At 64.6% G+C, this 16,291-nt stretch carries 18 protein-coding genes; 12 read left to right on the forward strand and 6 right to left on the reverse strand.

Going from position 1 to position 16,291, the window contains the following annotated elements; genetic code table 11:
• The coding region (locus tag NFJ07_RS24070) for a hypothetical protein (RefSeq protein ID WP_269998485.1) at window positions 1-211 on the forward strand (211 nt) is incomplete at its 5' end.
• A gap of 287 nt (window positions 212-498) precedes the next feature.
• Here the strand turns inward: NFJ07_RS24070 and NFJ07_RS24075 are convergent.
• The gene (locus NFJ07_RS24075) at window positions 499-1,752 is read right to left on the reverse strand and encodes an acyl-CoA dehydrogenase family protein (RefSeq protein ID WP_269998487.1); all 1,254 of its coding nucleotides are present in this window, start codon (window positions 1,750-1,752) and stop codon (window positions 499-501) included.
• Window positions 1,749-2,540 carry an SDR family NAD(P)-dependent oxidoreductase gene (locus tag NFJ07_RS24080; RefSeq protein WP_269998488.1) on the reverse strand — a complete coding sequence of 264 codons (792 nt, stop codon included), beginning with the start codon at window positions 2,538-2,540 and terminating at the stop codon, window positions 1,749-1,751. The genes NFJ07_RS24075 and NFJ07_RS24080 overlap by 4 nt, the downstream gene beginning before the upstream one ends.
• Window positions 2,541-2,650: 110 nt before the next feature.
• Between NFJ07_RS24080 and NFJ07_RS24085 the strand changes: the two genes are divergently transcribed.
• Entirely contained in the window at window positions 2,651-3,838 is a 1,188-nt protein-coding gene (locus NFJ07_RS24085) for a glycoside hydrolase family 76 protein (protein WP_269998489.1), read from the forward strand.
• A gap of 68 nt (window positions 3,839-3,906) precedes the next feature.
• The gene (locus tag NFJ07_RS24090; RefSeq protein WP_269998490.1) at window positions 3,907-4,416 is read left to right on the forward strand and encodes a hypothetical protein; all 510 of its coding nucleotides are present in this window, start codon (window positions 3,907-3,909) and stop codon (window positions 4,414-4,416) included.
• A gap of 8 nt (window positions 4,417-4,424) precedes the next feature.
• Here NFJ07_RS24090 and NFJ07_RS24095 read toward each other — a convergent pair whose 3' ends face one another.
• Window positions 4,425-5,027 carry a YdeI/OmpD-associated family protein gene (locus NFJ07_RS24095; RefSeq protein WP_269998492.1) on the reverse strand — a complete coding sequence of 201 codons (603 nt, stop codon included), beginning with the start codon at window positions 5,025-5,027 and terminating at the stop codon, window positions 4,425-4,427.
• A gap of 84 nt (window positions 5,028-5,111) precedes the next feature.
• Between NFJ07_RS24095 and NFJ07_RS24100 the strand changes: the two genes are divergently transcribed.
• From NFJ07_RS24100 to NFJ07_RS24125, 6 genes are all read left to right on the forward strand, one after another.
• Entirely contained in the window at window positions 5,112-5,798 is a 687-nt protein-coding gene (locus tag NFJ07_RS24100) for a VOC family protein (RefSeq protein WP_269998494.1), read from the forward strand.
• 273 nt (window positions 5,799-6,071) lie between these two features.
• On the forward strand, window positions 6,072-6,608 hold the full coding sequence (locus NFJ07_RS24105; protein ID WP_269998496.1) for an NUDIX hydrolase family protein: 537 nt from the start codon (window positions 6,072-6,074) through the stop codon (window positions 6,606-6,608).
• A 106-nt stretch (window positions 6,609-6,714) separates the two neighbouring features.
• Entirely contained in the window at window positions 6,715-7,752 is a 1,038-nt protein-coding gene (locus tag NFJ07_RS24110; RefSeq protein WP_269998497.1) for a DUF6707 family protein, read from the forward strand.
• A gap of 61 nt (window positions 7,753-7,813) precedes the next feature.
• Window positions 7,814-8,539, forward strand: coding sequence for an SRPBCC domain-containing protein (locus NFJ07_RS24115; RefSeq protein ID WP_269998498.1), 726 nt, complete (start codon window positions 7,814-7,816; stop codon window positions 8,537-8,539).
• A 33-nt stretch (window positions 8,540-8,572) separates the two neighbouring features.
• Window positions 8,573-9,937, forward strand: coding sequence for a tRNA guanosine(34) transglycosylase Tgt (gene tgt, locus NFJ07_RS24120; protein WP_269998500.1), 1,365 nt, complete (start codon window positions 8,573-8,575; stop codon window positions 9,935-9,937).
• A gap of 156 nt (window positions 9,938-10,093) precedes the next feature.
• Window positions 10,094-11,023, forward strand: a complete 930-nt coding sequence (locus NFJ07_RS24125; protein ID WP_269998501.1) for a type IV toxin-antitoxin system AbiEi family antitoxin domain-containing protein — start codon at window positions 10,094-10,096, stop codon at window positions 11,021-11,023.
• A gap of 111 nt (window positions 11,024-11,134) precedes the next feature.
• On the opposite strand, the gene NFJ07_RS24130 is transcribed toward NFJ07_RS24125, so the two are convergent.
• From NFJ07_RS24130 to NFJ07_RS24140, 3 genes are all read right to left on the reverse strand, one after another.
• Entirely contained in the window at window positions 11,135-12,685 is a 1,551-nt protein-coding gene (locus NFJ07_RS24130; RefSeq protein ID WP_269998524.1) for a DUF6297 family protein, read from the reverse strand.
• 2 nt (window positions 12,686-12,687) lie between these two features.
• The gene (locus NFJ07_RS24135; RefSeq protein ID WP_269998502.1) at window positions 12,688-13,374 is read right to left on the reverse strand and encodes an ABC transporter ATP-binding protein; all 687 of its coding nucleotides are present in this window, start codon (window positions 13,372-13,374) and stop codon (window positions 12,688-12,690) included.
• A gap of 148 nt (window positions 13,375-13,522) precedes the next feature.
• Window positions 13,523-14,224, reverse strand: coding sequence for a queuosine precursor transporter (locus NFJ07_RS24140; protein ID WP_269998504.1), 702 nt, complete (start codon window positions 14,222-14,224; stop codon window positions 13,523-13,525).
• A 479-nt stretch (window positions 14,225-14,703) separates the two neighbouring features.
• Here NFJ07_RS24140 and NFJ07_RS24145 point away from each other — a divergent pair, with 479 nt between their 5' ends.
• From NFJ07_RS24145 to NFJ07_RS24155, 3 genes are read left to right on the forward strand one after another with little or no spacing between them, the layout of a single operon-like run.
• On the forward strand, window positions 14,704-15,069 hold the full coding sequence (locus NFJ07_RS24145; RefSeq protein ID WP_269998505.1) for an iron chaperone: 366 nt from the start codon (window positions 14,704-14,706) through the stop codon (window positions 15,067-15,069).
• A 31-nt stretch (window positions 15,070-15,100) separates the two neighbouring features.
• A complete protein-coding gene (locus NFJ07_RS24150; protein ID WP_269998506.1) occupies window positions 15,101-15,634 on the forward strand; it encodes a DUF6036 family nucleotidyltransferase in 534 nt (177 codons plus the stop codon).
• A 49-nt stretch (window positions 15,635-15,683) separates the two neighbouring features.
• Window positions 15,684-16,277: a dihydrofolate reductase family protein gene (locus NFJ07_RS24155; protein WP_269998507.1), complete on the forward strand. Its 594-nt coding sequence runs from the start codon at window positions 15,684-15,686 to the stop codon at window positions 16,275-16,277.
• Window positions 16,278-16,291: the final 14 nt, after the last annotated feature.

A 16,291-nucleotide genomic window follows, 5' to 3' on the forward strand; every position in this document is an offset into this window, starting at 1 on the left:
AGCCCGGTTCACGCACCCGCGTTTTGCGAATAACCTGACCCTAAAAGTCATGTGTCATTTACTCGACATTGGCTGGCTGGTACCGACATTCGAATTAATTCCGGCCGGTCACAAGTCAAAGTCACAGTGGGCTTTGGGGGTGGTCGGTACCATTGCAGTCTCGCTGATCGCGAGTGGTTTGTACTCACTACTGGTGCCCCCGCCTAAGTGATGTGTGGGGACCCGGCGCGGCGCAGCCGCGGCGGTCCTTTACTTGAAATAGCAACATAACCCGGGCGGCTCCGCAGTGCGCTCGAACCGGCCACGCCCAACCGCGGCAAGGGACGCAGCGCCCGCAGGGCGCTCCGTCCGAGGACAAAAGGTCACGCGGCAGCTAATGACAGCCTTGTAATTCGTATGGCAAGATGGGCGCATTGGAGTATCCGGCAGGACCAACTCAGGGCCGGAATAGATCCCCAGCAGGTGGCCTTCTGTTGCGCAACTGGCCTGCCCAAGCCCTCAAACGATCGCGGAAACCCCTGTCACGGCCCGGCCCACAATGAGCGAGTTGATCTCGAACGATCCTTCGTAGGTGTAGATCGCCTCGGCGTCGGCAAAGATCTTGGCCATCCGGTAATCGGTCACTATGCCGTTCCCGCCCAGGATGGACCGGCCCATCGCCACGGTTTCGCGCATGCGGGCGCTGCAGTACGCCTTGGCCAGGGCCACCTGGGCCATTTGGGCTCCGCCGTGCCGCACTCCCTTGCTGTCCGTGTAGATATCCTCCTGCAGCTGGGCGATTCGCACCATCATGCCCATGCTGGCCACGGCATTTCCGAGCATGTCCACCAATTGCTGCTGGATGAGCTGGAACTTCGCCAGCGGTCTGCCGAACTGCTGGCGTTCAAGCGCGTACTTCCGGGCGACGTCGAACGCCGCCAACTGCTGCCCCACAGCCTGCCAGGCCACCATCAGCCTTGATCCGCGCAGCAGGTGGTTGGTGTCGGCGAAACTGTTGATCCCGGAAAAACGATCCGCCTCGGAAATCCGAACGTCTTTGAGGACAATGTCGGCGTTTTGCACGGTGCGCAGGGCGATCTTGTTCTCGATCTTGGTGCGGGTCACCCCGGGCAGCGTGGCGTCCACGACGAAGCCTCGGACGGCGCCGTCAGCTTCGTCCCGGGCCCAGACCAACATGTGATCGCAGAACGTCCCGTTGCCGATCCAGCGCTTGGCGCCGTTCAACACCCAGTAGTCGCCGCCGTCGTCGGCTCCCCCGGCGACCCGGCGGGCCACCGTCTGCATGCCGCCGGCCACGTCGGAACCGTGGTCCGGTTCCGTGAGCGCAAACGCTCCGGTGGTCCTCAGATTGGAGGCGTCGTCAAGGTACCGGTCCTGCTGGTCCTTGGAACCGAACTCGTAGAGCGCCTCGATGAAGAGGTCGTGGTGGACCATGAAGAACGTGGCAATGGAGGTGTCCACGCGCGTCATTTCCGCGATCACCAGCCCTGCGAACAGGTTGCTGTAGCCGCGGTGGGTGGGGGTGCTCAGGCGAAGCGCGGCGAGCTTGGGCAGGATGTGCGCAGGAAACTCGGCCTTGTCCCACCAGTCTTTGGCATACGGCGCGATTTCGGCGGCCAGGAATTCCCGGAGCTCGTTGAGCTTGCGCTGTTCCTGGACGCTGAGGAGTGATTCGAAATCGAAAAAATCCGCCGCGGGCAAAGTGTCAGGCAAATGTTCGACGGCGGCCTCGAGCTTGTGCGTCTGGCTCACTTCGGTGCCATCCGGATAGCGCCGTCGAGGCGGATGGTTTCGCCGTTGAGCATGGCGTTTTCCACGATGTGCGCCACCAGGTTGGCGTACTCGGCCGGGCGGCCAAGACGGGCGGGGTGCGGTACCTGCTGGCCCAGGGAAAGCTGTGCGTCCTCGGGCAAGCCTGCCAGCATGGGGGTTTCGAAGATGCCCGGCGCAATGGCCATAACCCGGACCAGCGAGCGCGCAAATTCACGGGCCAGGGGCAAGGTCATCGCGGCCACAGCACCCTTGGACGCGGCATACGCCGGCTGCCCGATCTGGCCGTCGAACGCCGCCACGGAGGCCGTGTTGATGATGACGCCGCGTTCCTCGCCACCGAGCTCGGTGGACGCCGGCTGGTTCTGGGCCATCGCGGCGGCAGCCAGGCGGATCACGTTGAAGGTGCCCACGAGGTTGATCTGTATGACCCTGTTGAAGTTTTCCAGCGGAAGGATCCCGTCCTTGCCGAGCACCTTGCCCGGAGTTGCTACGCCAGCGCAGTTGACCAGGATCCGGAGCGGACCCAGCGCGACGGCAGCGTCGACGGCGGCCTGCACTTGCTCTTCGTTGGTGACGTCGGCGGGGACGAACACGGCCCTGCCATCGGCTCCCGTCCCGTTGAGTTCGCTGGCGAGAGCCTCACCAGGAGAGGAGCGGAGGTCAAGCAGCACTACCGATGCTCCGGCGTCGAGCAATCGCCTTGCGGTTGCGGCCCCCAGTCCCGAAGCCCCGCCGGTTATCAACGCAACTGCGCCCTTGATGTCCATCCATCCTCCTCGATGCAGAACCAAAATCCGTTAATGAATGTTAACTGAATCACTCTGATTGTGCACTGGGGAGGGGCCTGCGGCCAAGCGCGCAGCGTTAGGCTGTCACCATGTCCGCCCCCGACACCCCGCAGGGCACCTCCGGAACAACGGATTGGGCCGCGCGGGCCGACCACGCCGCACGTTCGGTGACCCGGCATTTCGGACGTCGCCTCCTTTTCCTTCCCGGAACCCACCTCGCGGCGTCGATCCTGCCCTCCCACGGTTTCCCGAAGCCGTGGAACTACTGGTGGCAGGCTCACTACGTCGACTGCCTCGTGGACACCGGGTTGCGTGAACTGGCCTCGGGATCAAGGTTCGACGGCGGTGATCGCCCCAGCGCCGGTCGGCTCGCTTCACGCTTGGTCACCAGCATCCGGCTGCGCAACTTCCTGCGCTACGTCAACAGCTACTACGACGACATGGCGTGGTTGGCCCTCGCCACCCTGCGCTTGGATGCCTTGGCCGAGCGGGCGCACAAACCCGGCCGACGACGCAACGCCCGGTTGCAGCAAGGCCTCTCTCCCCAGTTCGAGTCGGCCTCCACGAAAGACATGTGTGGAGGCACCTTCTGGAGCACCAAACGCGATTTCAAGAACACCCCGGCCACGGCGCCGGCGGCCTTGTACTTTGCCCGGACCGGCAATCCACTGCGGGCCCAAGGGCTCTTGGACTGGCTCGGCGCCAAGCTCTTCGAACCCGTCCGGGGCCTGTACCTCGACGGCGCTTGGATGCAGGAAGGCAAGCTCGTCCTCGCTGAAGAGATCTACACCTACAACCAGGGCCCGGTGCTCGGCGCCTTGTTGGAGTTGGGTGGAAACGCGAACCTGGCACGCGCGGCAGCCTTGGTGGGCTCGGTGGGCGAACATCTGACCGTCGTCGGGCCGCTTGACGGGCCTGGGAAGCTCGTTCTTCGCGGCGAAGGCACCGGCGACCGCGGACTCTTCACCGGTATCCTCGTCCGTTACCTTGCCCTCGCCGCCGGGGACGTGCGGTTGCCCGCACCCACCCGCGCTACCGCCGGGCAATTGGTGCTCGATACCGCGGAGGCGCTGTGGGCGGGGCGCACGGTGCGCACCGACGCTGCCGCGCGCCCGGGCGAAGCCGACGACGACGGCTGGCTCGTCTTCTCAACGCAACCACAGCGTCCGGCCGCCGAAACGTACCCGGCGGGCACCGCCGTCGAACTCTCCACGCAACTGCAGGCGTGGATGGTGCTGGAAGCCGCCGCGCGCGTCCAATCATCGATTGCTCCGTAACGGTCGTTTTGGAGGCTCAAAACGACAGTTACGGAACAATCGATGGTGCCGAGGCCTAGTCTGGAGCTGTGAACCCGATCCCGAGTCCGATACCTGTCACCGTGGTCGCTCCACCGCCGGAATGGTGGCAGATCCTGGGCGCGCTCAGCCCGCTCGCTGTCCTTGTGGCGGCGATCGTTGCCGCGACCGTGGCCCTCCTGTCCCTGCGGCAGAAGGCGCGGGCGGATAACAGATCCGAATGGTGGCGCCGCGCTCAATGGGCGCTGGACGCATCCCTGTCCCGTAGTCGCTCCCAGGCCGAAATGGGCCAGAAAGCCATCGAGATTCTGGGCCACAGCGAACTCGCGTCGAAGGAGGAACTCGCGCTCCTCAAAGTCGGCACCGAGGATGAGCTCCTGGCAGCCGCCAAGGCATCGGAACCCCGCGCGCTCACCCCCTCGCAACGTCCCGCCTTGGTGAGCTCCGAGGACCGCAAGGTCCAGATCGCCGCAGCAAAGGCGAGGGTCTTGCTGGACCAGCGGCTCGGTGAGGACACTCCAGGCTGGATCGTCGCTCTATCCGCCGAGAAGCCCGAGTAAGTCCCGGGCTACTCTGCCACCGCGGGCTTTTTCTTCTGCGGATATGGCGTCTCCTGCCGTGCCAGCATCTCGACAAAGCCGGCGATCTTCCTGGCCCGCGTTTCCGCTTTCTTCACCGAGTTGGTGCGGTAGATCAGGGCAAAGCGGTTGACCGCGGTCAGCACATCGAACATCGCCTGGGCCTCGGGAACGGCGGCGATCGCGGCGGCGAGGTCCTCCGGGACTTCCGCCTCCGCCTGGCCCACGTAGGCAGCCTCCCAACGCCCGTCCGCCTTGGCGCTGTCGACGGCGGCCCATCCGGCGCGGGTCATCTTGCCCTCAGCTTCCAAACGGGTAATGTGACCCACGTTCCGTTTGGACCATGGGCTTTTGGGGCCGCGGCGGGTCATGCGCTGGAAGACGCTTTCGTCGTCGCGCCTTCTGCCTTGGCCGTCGATCCAACCGAAGCAGAGGCACTCATCCAGGGCCGCGGCGTAATCCAGTTCCGTCACGTTGCCGCCCTTCTTGTGCAGCACGAGCCACACGCCCGGGCTATCGCCGCCATTCTTTTCGAGCCAGGACCGCCATTCGGCAGCATCTTTGACGATCAGTTCTTCGAGTTCAACAGCCATGGCCCCATTCTGGTGCCAGCTAGGCTGTGACGAAAGCCCACGAGTTGCCCTGACGCACGTCCCGACTCATGTCCCGGAGGATCCATGCTGCGTGTCCGCCCCATCCAGTTCACCTCCGACGTCGCCGGTTGGAAGCACCTCCTTCTGGCGCTAGGCCTCGTGTGCGTCGAGGACCACAGCGATTGGGTGGAGTTCGACGCCGGTTCGGGCCGGGTGGCCTTGCATCGCACTTCCCCTGACTCGCCCGACTCGCCCGACTCGCCCGACGACGGCACTACCCTGTTCGGCGTCGAGGTCGGGGATTTGGCCGAGTTCGCCCGACGCACCGTGGCAGACGGAACCCGCGCCGAACTGTTCGACGCCGATCACGGCCAGGCCGTGCGCGTCACCGCCCAGGACGGCTTCACCTTCTTGGCGGACAAGGCGGCCAGCCGCACCACTAGCCCGGAAGCGGATCCGGGGCTCGCCGTCGTCGGGACCTGGCTCACGCTGGATGTGTCGGGGGCCGCGCAGGCGTTGCGCAACATCGGCGCGCGGCCGCGGCGGGCGTCTCCGGACTTCGCGGATTTCAGCACGAAGAACGGCGGCATCCTTTTGGTCCGGGAGTCTGCGGAGGCGGCTGCGGGAGGCCTCGCATTCGAGTACGACGGCGATCTCGCAGCCCTTGAGGCCCGGCTCGCCGCAGCCGGACTCGCCGCAGCCCGGGCCGGCTCTGTCCTCACGATCCAGGCCCCGCGTGGCCGAACCGTCACTGTGGCCGCGGCCCCCTAACCCGACGCTCGCTCACTTATATGGGTCTTTCCCCCGACGCTCGCTCACTTATATGGGTCATTCCCCCGACGCTCGCTCACCTATATGGGTCTATCCCCGGACGCTCGCTCAGATCAGCTGCACGAGGGATCCCGAAGTTGGCCACATACGTGAGCGAGCGTTCCGCCGTTTGGACTCATAAGTGAGCGAGCGTTCCGGATTTTGGGCTCGACGCAATCCTGGCTGTCTGATTCGCACGGCATGGAACGGCATGGGATGGGGTAGAACTTAACCATGAGTGTTCGTACCCCTGACCCGTACTCCGGCTGGCTTTCCGATGAAGACCTCTTCGAAGCCCGCGGCCGCCTCCCCATGGTTTACGTGGAGGCGGTTCCCGTGCGTCTGGATCCACTCGGATTCGTCAACGAGGTAGGTACCCTGCTGCAGGGCGACGCCGACGGCACCATGGTCCGTTCGTTCGTTTCCGGCCGCGTGCTGTACCGCGAAACCATCCGCGCCGCGCTCTTGCGGCACATGGAAAAGGACCTCGGCCCGCTGGCCTTCCCGCAACTGCCTGTCAGTCCCGTGCCGTTCACGGTGGCCGAATATTTCCCGGCGCCGTCGCAGACCGGCTTCACGGACGACCGCCAACACGCCGTGTCCCTCGTCTATGTCATCCCCGTGACGGGCGAGTGCGAACCTCGCCAGGATGCCCTCGAGCTGACGTGGATGACCCCGCAGGAGATCCTCAGCGACGACGTCCAGCAGGAATTCAGCGGCGGCCGCGGCAATCTGGTGCGCCAGGCTTTGGCGTTTGCCGGCGTCGGATAGTAGCGACAGCGCGGTCCGTAGCGGCGGGTAGTAGCAACCTCCCCGATTTGGTCGGTGGGGTTTTATAGACTGTTGGGCGGACCCCAAGAGAACCAAAGGACTTCCGATGACTCACAGCCCGGCCGACCAGCAGTACCGTGAAAAGCAGGCTGGGGCCCTGCAAATCGGGGACTACTTGTTCCTCCCTGGGGATGGTCCCGCGGAGGAAATCACGCACATCGAGCTTGAACACGACGATTTTGGCGTGCCAGCGCTCATCGTGGTGACCACGCTCGACCGCGGGAACGTGCGGATCGCTATCGGGTCCAGCGTCCCGGTAGGCGAAGCGGCTGTCAATCCCGACGACGTGGCCCCGCTGGCGGAGCCGGTTCCCGGCGAAGCGCCCGACGGCGTTACGCCCGACGACGGCACCCCCGACGGCGGCGACGCGCCCGCGGAAGCCGCGCCCGCCGTCGTCGTACCTCCTTTGCCTCCGGTGGCACCGACTGTTAGCGGACCTCTTTTACCCGCGGAGGCCCCGAGTCCCGCACAGCTCGCGCTGATCCCGGAGCCGACGGACTCGCCAGAGGACGTGGTGGCCGCTGCCGCTGAAGTCCATCCCGGAAGGAACGGCGTCGCGGTGCTGAGTGAGCGGCTCGTGAAGGGCATCAATACGAAGTCGGGAAGCTGCCTGCGGGATCTGAGCGACCTGGCCCACGATCTTTTCATCGAGTTGCGGGATCCGGACTACGCCCTGGCCGTGGCCGACATCCTCAACGTGCTCCCCTACGACGGAAACCGGGACCGGTGGATGTCCGTTGAACGTTCCCTCGCGCTCTCCGGCTTCATTTGCCGGGAGCTCGGCCAAACGGAACGCGCCGAAGTCTACGATCAACTCCTGCAAGCGCCGGACACCGTGGAGACAGACCCGTTCAAGGCCCGGATCGCCGCCAAAGTCCGCCAGCGTGGGCTCAACGAACCGAACCTGTACGACAAGGAAATCTTCCGTTCCATCGACAACGGCAACCGCGATGCCGAGCGCGAATGGCGACTGCTCAGGCTCGAAACCCTGATGTTCCTGCGTTCGCATGGCGGTTCAAACACCATCGGCGTAGGTGAACTCGATCATCGGATCGCGAACGAACTCGAGGCCGTGCGGGCTTAGGCGCTATCGGAGGATTCCGCAAGACCTGTCGCGTTCGCTCCAACGGCGGTAGATTCGGGCCATGACGAACAATCTGAGCGTTGTTGTTAATGCCGACGCGCAGCAAGTTTGGACTTCGCTGCGCGAACCGTCGCTCGTGGCTCAATGGCACGGCTGGGAGGCCGATGAGCTTGGCGACGAAATCAACCAAATCTACCTCAACACCGCCGTGGTCGAGAATCCCGACCACACAAGCCTGACCGTGAACGGCGGGGACGTTTTCGAGCTCACCCCGGTCAGCGGAGGCACCGAGGTCCGCGTGACGCGGGCTGCCTTGGACCACGATTCCGAATGGGCGGCCTGGGACGAGGACATCACCCAGGGTTGGCTGACGTTCCTGCACCAGCTCCGATTCGCCCTGGAACGCCATCCGCACGGGCACCGGCGTACGCATTTTGTCTCCCTGCCCGGCGGTAGCGGCTCAGGCATCCAGAAACTCGGCCTGGCCGACGTCCCTGCGCCTGGGGAGGAATACTCGCTCACGCTGCCAACGGGCGAGTCCCTGGCCGGAAAGGTCTGGTTCCGCAGCAATCATCAGGTGGGCCTCACTGTGCACGGTTACGCGGAGCACGGTGACGGGCTGCTGATTGTGGCTGACCAGCCGGTGATTCCGGAGAAGAGGCCCGACGGCGGCACTATCGTGATCGCTTCGACCTACGACTTGGGTGCCGCCAGCCTGGACTCGATCCGCTCCCGCTGGGACGGCTGGAAGGCTGAGAACTACCCCACAGAGGTACATTCGCACTGACGATTCACGGCCCGGGGCTGGCAGACTGTAACGGTGCCAGCCGATTCTTCCCTGCCCAACCCCGGATCCAGCCCTGAAATTCGCTCTGCGTCCGGTTCCCCTGTCCCGTTGGCTGCCCAGCAGTCCGCATTTTCCTTCGAGGTGGGCACGCGGCTCAGCGAAACGCGCCCGCTGTCGTCGGACCTTTTGAACGCCGACGGCGGCAGCCGCCACAGCGACGGCAAGCGCGGCGACTTCCTGGGCCGCACCGGCACCATCACCACACCGCACGGCCAGATCCAGACGCCGGCATTCATCGCCGTCGGGACCAAGGCCACCGTCAAAGCCGTCCTGCCCGAATCCATGAAGGAGCTCGGCGCGCAGGCGTTGCTGGCTAATGCCTACCACCTGTATCTGCAGCCGGGACCGGAGATCCTGGACGCGGCGGGCGGCCTCGGCGCGTTCATGAACTGGGACGGACCCACATTCACGGACTCGGGTGGATTCCAGGTGATGAGCCTCGGCTCGGGGTTCAAGAAGGTCATCGACATGACCTCAGTGGACACGTCCGGGCCTGACGACGCCGTGGCCCCAGGCAAGGAGCGGCTAGCGCATGTGGACGAGGACGGCGTCTGGTTCAAGTCGCACTTGAACGGGGACCGGCACCGCTTCTCGCCGGAAATCTCCATGCGGGTGCAGCACCAGATCGGCGCCGACATCATGTTCGCCTTCGACGAGCTGACCACCCTGCAGAACTCCCGTGGCTACCAGGAGGAATCCCTGGAGCGGACGCGTCGCTGGGCCGAGCGCTGCGTGGTGGAGCATGAGCGGCTGACCGCTTCCCGGGTGGGCAAGCCCTACCAAGCCCTGTTCGGCGTCATTCAGGGGGCGCAGTACGAGGACCTTCGCCGCAAGGCCTGCCGGGATCTTGGCGGCATGCCATTTGACGGTTTCGGCATCGGCGGCGCTTTGGAGAAGGAGAACCTCGGCACCATTGTGCGTTGGTGCAACGAGGAACTTCCCGAGAACAAGCCGCGGCACCTCCTGGGCATCTCCGAGCCGGACGACATCTTCACGGCCATCGAAAACGGCGCCGATACCTTCGATTGCGTCTCCCCCACCCGGGTGGCCCGCAACTCGGCGTTCTACACCCCGTCCGGCCGGTACAACCTGTCCGGGGCACGCTACAAATCGGATTTCGGACCTTTGCAGGACGGTTGCGATTGCTACACCTGCGCCAACTATTCGCGCGCGTACATCCACCACCTGTACAAGGCGCACGAGATGGTCTCGGCCACGCTCATCTCCATCCACAACGAGCGCTTCGTAGTGAAGATGGTGGACGACGCCCGCCTGGCCATCGAATCCGGCGACTTCTTCGAGTTCAAGGCCGAGACCTTGGGGCAGTACTACTCGTAGGCTCCCGGTCGCTTCTCGCCTCCCGTCGAGCTCGCCGGAACGGTGCCGGCTCGCCGGAGCGATCGGGCGACCCGGCACCGTTCCGGCGACCCCACGTTTTCCACATAGGCGAGCAAGTGACTTCCGTGCGCCCCGGCTGCACGCAAGGCTTGATCAATGACGCTTTCCCAGCCACCTTCGCTCCCGGAAAAGGGAAACCTTTGGCGCACCGATCAACTCCGCGCACATGGTCTTAATTCCCGGGCAATCCAGCTCTTGGTGCGTCGCGGCAAGCTTGTCCGGCTACGGTACGGCTGCTATATCCGGGCCGCGCTCTGGGAGAAGCAATCCGCTTGGCTCAGAAGTAGGCAACGGATTTACGCACATGCGCACGGGACGCTCACGACGTCGGCTGGAGACTTCGTATATAGCCACACCTCGGCGGCGCGGCTGCACCGCCTCTTCCTCTGGAACGTTGACAACCTGATCCACATCCTGCTGCGGGTCCGCCCGTCCAGCGAGCGCCTTGGCAAAGACGTCCGCGGACACACCAGGCCGTTCGACGAGACGGACATTGTGACAATCGGGAACTTGCGGGTCACGTCCTTGGAGCGCACCGTGGTGGATTGCGCCATGCTGCTCAGCTACAAGCACGCACTGGTGCTCATGGACCATGCACTCAGGCTTGGCGCTGATCGTGCCCAAATGCACGCCATGGCCGACGCATTGGATGGCCGACGTGGCGTCAGGAACCTACGGAAAGCCCTGGTCAACGCCGATCCACGATCCGAGTCGGCGGGCGAAACCTTGTGCCGCGAACTCATGTCGAGGCTGAAGTTGCCGATGCCTGAACCGCAGGTTAAGGTGCACAGCCGGGCAGGCCGGCATCGGTTCGACTTTGCCTGGCGGGAGGCAAAGGTCGCGTTGGAATTCGATGGCGAGGTCAAGTACTTCGATTTCAAGCCAACAGCCGAGGTGATTTTCCAGGAGCGGCGCCGGGAGAAGGCCCTGAGCGAGGACGGCTGGCGTTTCATCCGGGTGGAATGGAAGCACCTCTTTCGCGAGCAGGAATTCAAGAACCGGATACTGAACGCCCTCCGTCGTTAGCCAGCCGCCGCCACCCGGCCTGCCGCCGTCGAGATCGCCGGAACGCGCCCCGATCGACGGAAGGCTCGGGCGAGCCGGCACCGTTCCGGCGAGCTCGCGCTCTGGAGAGCCTCAGGGGCGGTCCGCCGTCGTCACGCCGATCACCAGGAGCACCACATTGAGCACGACGGCGGGCGTCACCAGGAGTTCGGGGGCGTTGAACAGCATGCCCAGGGCCAAAGGCACCAGGGCGAAGAGGCTCAGCACGTAGCCTCGGATCCTCGTCCCCAGCATGGCGGGCCCGCTGCGTCCAAGCTGCATCAGGTACACCAGCTTGGTCAGGTCTTCCTGCTGGCGGAACGCTCGTCGCAGCATCCCCGCGCCCAAACCGCCACCAGCCGCCGCACCCAGGACGAGGAGCTCCACCCGGAAGCCGCCGGCCAGCACGAAGAATCCGGCAGCCGCCGTCGTCCACAACCCCATCAGCATGACCGGCAGCGCGACGTGGACCCAGCGCGAAGCTGTCCTGGAAATCGGCAGGAGGGAGTCGAGGCTGGGGGCCATGCGCAACTGCCAAAGCGGCCCTGCCGCCGCCGTGGAAGAGAAGATCGCCGCGGCAAGCAGCACGGGAAGCAGGATGATGGGTGAATCGAACGTCCGGACCAGCCCGGTCAAGGGAACGACGGCGAGACCGAGGCCCCAGCGCCACAGCCGGCCGGGTTGCCGGGCGAGGACGGTTGCCTCCGCGTGGAAGAGCGCGCCGGCTGCGGTGCGGGGCGTGCCCGGGAGCTTGACCCTGCTCCGTTTGCCGCCGCTGGAAAGCGAGGCGCTGAGCTCCCCGGTGTCCATTAGCGTCAGCGCAGCCTGGACATGTCCCCTCGCGGACCCTGCCTTGAGCAGCGATGTCGTGCGGACGCTGGAGAGCTTGTTTCGCATGCCGAGCGCCGCGGCAACGAAGGCGATGGCAGGTGCGACGGCGAAAATCCAGTTGCCCTGCAGCGTCCCGAACAGCATCGCGCCGAGTGCCGCCGAAGCAGTCGCCAACAGCCACGAGGTCGCCCGGCCTTGCTGTCGGGCCGGCGCCTGCCTCTGCGGCCGGGCCGGCGTCCCGGGCCGCGCCGGCGCTGCCAAGCGCGTCTGGGCGAAGGCCGCCAGCGCGAGAATAGCCGCGCCGGTCAGTGCCCCGGCCAGGACCCGCCCGCCAAACACCGCCGCGTTCGAGCCGCTGATGACTGCTACAGGAATGGTCGTGAGCCCCCCGACGACGGCGGCGGCCCAGACCGCGCGGCGCAGGCCTCGGGCTAGGAGGGGTTCGCGGTTGATAGCCAGCGAGTACCACCAGTGCCGCTGATTCGCCGTGATGGCCAGTGGCCCGAGCCTGCCAGCCACCCAATAGGCCGCGAGGCCCAAGAGTCCGAACCCAGCGACTAGGCCGTATTCAACGGGAACCACACCGTAGCTGGCCGAAATCAAGTGCCCGCCGAAGCCATGCTCCGCTGCGGCAGTGAGCCCGTTGAGGAGGCCTGTGGCGTAAATCAGGCCGACGCCGAACGTCAGGAACTGGATGTACAGCTCGTTGAGCCTGGAAAGCAAGGACTGGCCGCGCGGGCGAATGACTTTGCGCGTGGCGCTCTCGGGGTCGAAGTCCACGAACTCCGGCTGCGCTACCGCAGCAGTGGACATGCTCACCGGCGAATCCTCGCCACAGCCTCGTCCGTGCTAACCAGGCGCGCACCGCCGTCGTCGACTATGACCGCCCGGGTACACGCCGCTTGGGCGACGTCCGCATCGTGCGTGACCATGACGACGGCCGCTTTCTTCTTGGCAGTCCGGGCAATCCGTTGCGCCAGCAGGCCGCGCATGCGGGTATCGAGCCGCTGCTCTGGTTCGTCCAGGACCAGCAACTCGAAAGGCCGAATGAAGGCCGAGGCCAAGAGGAGCTTGCGGCGCTGCCCCGAAGAAAGCTGATCCGGAAACGCATCGGCCACCGTTTGGAGCTCGAAAAAGTCGATCTCTTCCTCCACAGCCGCATCGGGGTTGGCGAGGCCATGCCCACGGGCCACCAAGGAAAGGTGCTCGCGGACCGTGAGTGAATCGAAGTAGGCATCCTCATCCAGCAGCACCGAGACCTTGCTGCGAAAGAGGGCCGAGCGGTCGTCCGGCATCAAGCCAAGCACGTGGGCATCGCCCTCAATGGCGGCCTGGGCGCCAATCATCGTGCGCAAGAGGGTGGACTTGCCTGCACCGTTCTCGCCCACCATCCCGAGCACTTGCCCGGAGAAAACCTCGACGTCGAGCGGCCCACACACTGCATGGTCGCCATAGCCTGCAACAAGATTCTCGGCCGTCAGCACGGCGTTTCCCAGCTTCATCCTCTGAAACTACCGGACTTCCCTGCGGTTCCCCTGAGCCGACGACGCTCGCTCACATATATGGCATCCCGACCCGACGCTCGCTCACATATCTGGCATCCCGCCCCGACGCTCGCTCACATATGACGCGCGCGTCCCGACTTCCTGCTCAGGCCCAGTAGCTAGGCTCGCGCTTCTTGATCCAGCCAATGACCAAGGACGTCACGGGCACGAGGATGTATTGGACGCCGACCTTGTACACGAATCCAACCAGCACGTAATTGACGAAGCTTCCGAAGTCTGTAATACCAATGACCGAAGCCGCGATGCTGCAGAAGATGAGCGTGTCCACGAATTCTCCCACCCCGGAAGAACCCATAAGCCGAGCCCAGAGGGTTCTTTCACCCGAACGGGCTTTCATCTTGACCAGGATCAGGGAGTTGATGGTCTGGCCTGCCAGGAACGCGAGAAGTGAAGCAAGGACGATCTGGGGAACCGGCCCGAGTGCTCCTTCGATTGCAGCCTGCTTGGCAGTACCGTAATCGTCATTGAAGCCGGGCAGCGCGATGATGATCCAGTAGCAGAGCGATGCGAATGCTGACAGTGCGAATGAGGTGATGATTGCTTTGCGGGCAACCTTGAATCCATAGATCTCGCTCATCACATCGCCAAGAATGTAAGCAAGCGGGAAGAGGAAGAACCCCCCATCCGTGATGATCGGACCGAAGACGACGCCTTTGGCAGCGCCAATGTTGGACAGGATCAGCACGACGGCCATGCATGCCAGCATGATGCCAAAGTACGGGGAGCCTATCGACGCGAAGCGCGGCGCGGGTTTACTCAGGGTCTGGGATTCTGATGCTGACGTCATCGCTTGTCCGTTCGTAGTGGTTCGCGCAGGCGGCCGGAGTTTGCACGGCGCCCCGCTGTATTAGCACTGGTGGTGGACCCGCCTGCAAAACCGCGGGGCCTCCCCCATTCTCGCATCGAGGAATCGAGAATTGTCCGGCGAACTCGCCACCGCCCACAACGCTCCATCAGATATGGGGCCCAATTCACCTCACCACAAGTGAGCGAGCGTCCGGCCAAACACCCACATAAGTGAGCGAGCGTCCGGCCAAACACCCACATAAGTGAGCGAGCGTCCCGCCAAAACCCGACATAAGTGAGCGAGCGTCGGAGTCGTCACCCCGAACCACTTCGAGGCCGTATCGTTGTCCGCCCCGCGGATTGCGGCCCGGGTTTCCTCCAATGTCCGTTCGACGCCCTCTGGCAGGGCGGCGCGGGCTAAGGCAAGCTTGGTCCAAGGCCGGCTGAGCGGCGGGACGCGGAGCGGAGCGAGGGAAGCGCATGGTGGAGCACTTTGACACGGTGGACAAGTACATCGCGTCTCGGCCTGACGAGGTGCAAACGATCCTTCAGGAGATCCGACGGCGGACCATGGCGGCGGTGCCCGGAGCCGGGGACAGGATCAGTTACGGTATCCCCACTATCACCCTCAACGACCACTACGTGGTGTACTTCGCGGCGTGGAAGCACCACATTTCGGTCTATCCGGTGCCCGACGGCGACGAGGACTTCGAGCGGGAAATCGCACCTTTCCGGGCGGCGAAGGGCACGCTGAAATTCCCGCTGGGGAAGCCGATTCCGTACGAACTCATCGAAATGGTCGCGACGCTGCTGGCTGAGCGCGAGCGGCAGCGGGGCGGCTACTGACAATCGGGCTGCGCGGGGGTACGGTACAGCCATGCGCCGCGATGAGCTCGAGCACGCCATCCGGGCCGCTACGGACATCATCCACGGCGACCGTGTGATCGTTATCGGCAGCCAGTCAATTCTGGGATCCTTCACGGAAGACCAGCTACCTGCGGCGATCACCATGTCCGACGCGGTCGACATCGCCCCGTTTTCCGACGACGACGCCGGCACGCTTGCGGACAGCATCGATTCCGCGCTTGGTGAGTGGTCGCCCTTCCACAAAGAGTTCGGGTTCTATGTCCAGGCGGCCGAGAGGGAGACCGCGGTGCTCCCGGCCGACTGGGAGTACCGCCTTGTCGGTGTGCGCAATGAGCGGACCCGGAACAGCACCGGGCTCTGCCTGGACCCATACGATCTCTGCGCAGCGAAGCTCATTGCCGCGCGACCCAAGGACCACGCGTTCGTTCTGGCACTCATCGAGTCAACCCTCATCGACCGTGTCCGGCTCGTGGACAGAATCAGGCTGATAGACCCCTCCGAGCCGCGTCGCGATGCGGCTTTGTCTTGGGCCATGTCCGTCTGACCTGCACTCCCGGTGGCCCAAAACCGGCCGAAACTGAAGGAGCAAGGTAATGACCAAGGTAGTGGCGTTCATGTCGATGTCCCTCGACGGCTACGTGGCGGATCTCGAGGACGGCGTCGACGAGGTCTTCGACTGGTACTTCGCAGGCGACGTCGACGTCCCTACTTTCAACCCGGGCTTCACATTCCATGTTTCTGAAGCGAGTGCCCAATACATACGGACCTTGATGGGCGAGGTAGGTGCGATGCTCACCGGGCGACGCACCTCCGACCGGGCCGACGCCTGGGGCGGCCAGCACCCGTTCGGCGTGCCGGCGTACGTCGTGACGCATCGGATGCCCGAGGGCTGGCCCCGTTCCGACTCCGCCGTCCATTTCGTCACTGACGGGCTGGAAAGCGCTGTCGCGCAGGCAAAGGCCGCGGCCGGCGACAAAATCGTCGTCATGCACGGGCCGGACACCATTCGGCAGTGCCTCGACGCCGGCCTGCTCGACGAGATCCGCGTCGACCTGGTTCCGCTGCTGCTCGGATCCGGTATCCGGTTGTTCGATCGCTTTGAGAACGCGCCGGTCACTTTGGGCAACCCGACCGTCGTCGAGGGTGTGGGCGTCACTCACTTGAGCTACCCGGTTCTCAACGAGTAGCCCCCTGGCGATGT

The sequence above is a fragment of the Arthrobacter sp. B2a2-09 genome (assembly GCF_027587375.1).
GTDB lineage: Bacteria > Actinomycetota > Actinomycetes > Actinomycetales > Micrococcaceae > Arthrobacter.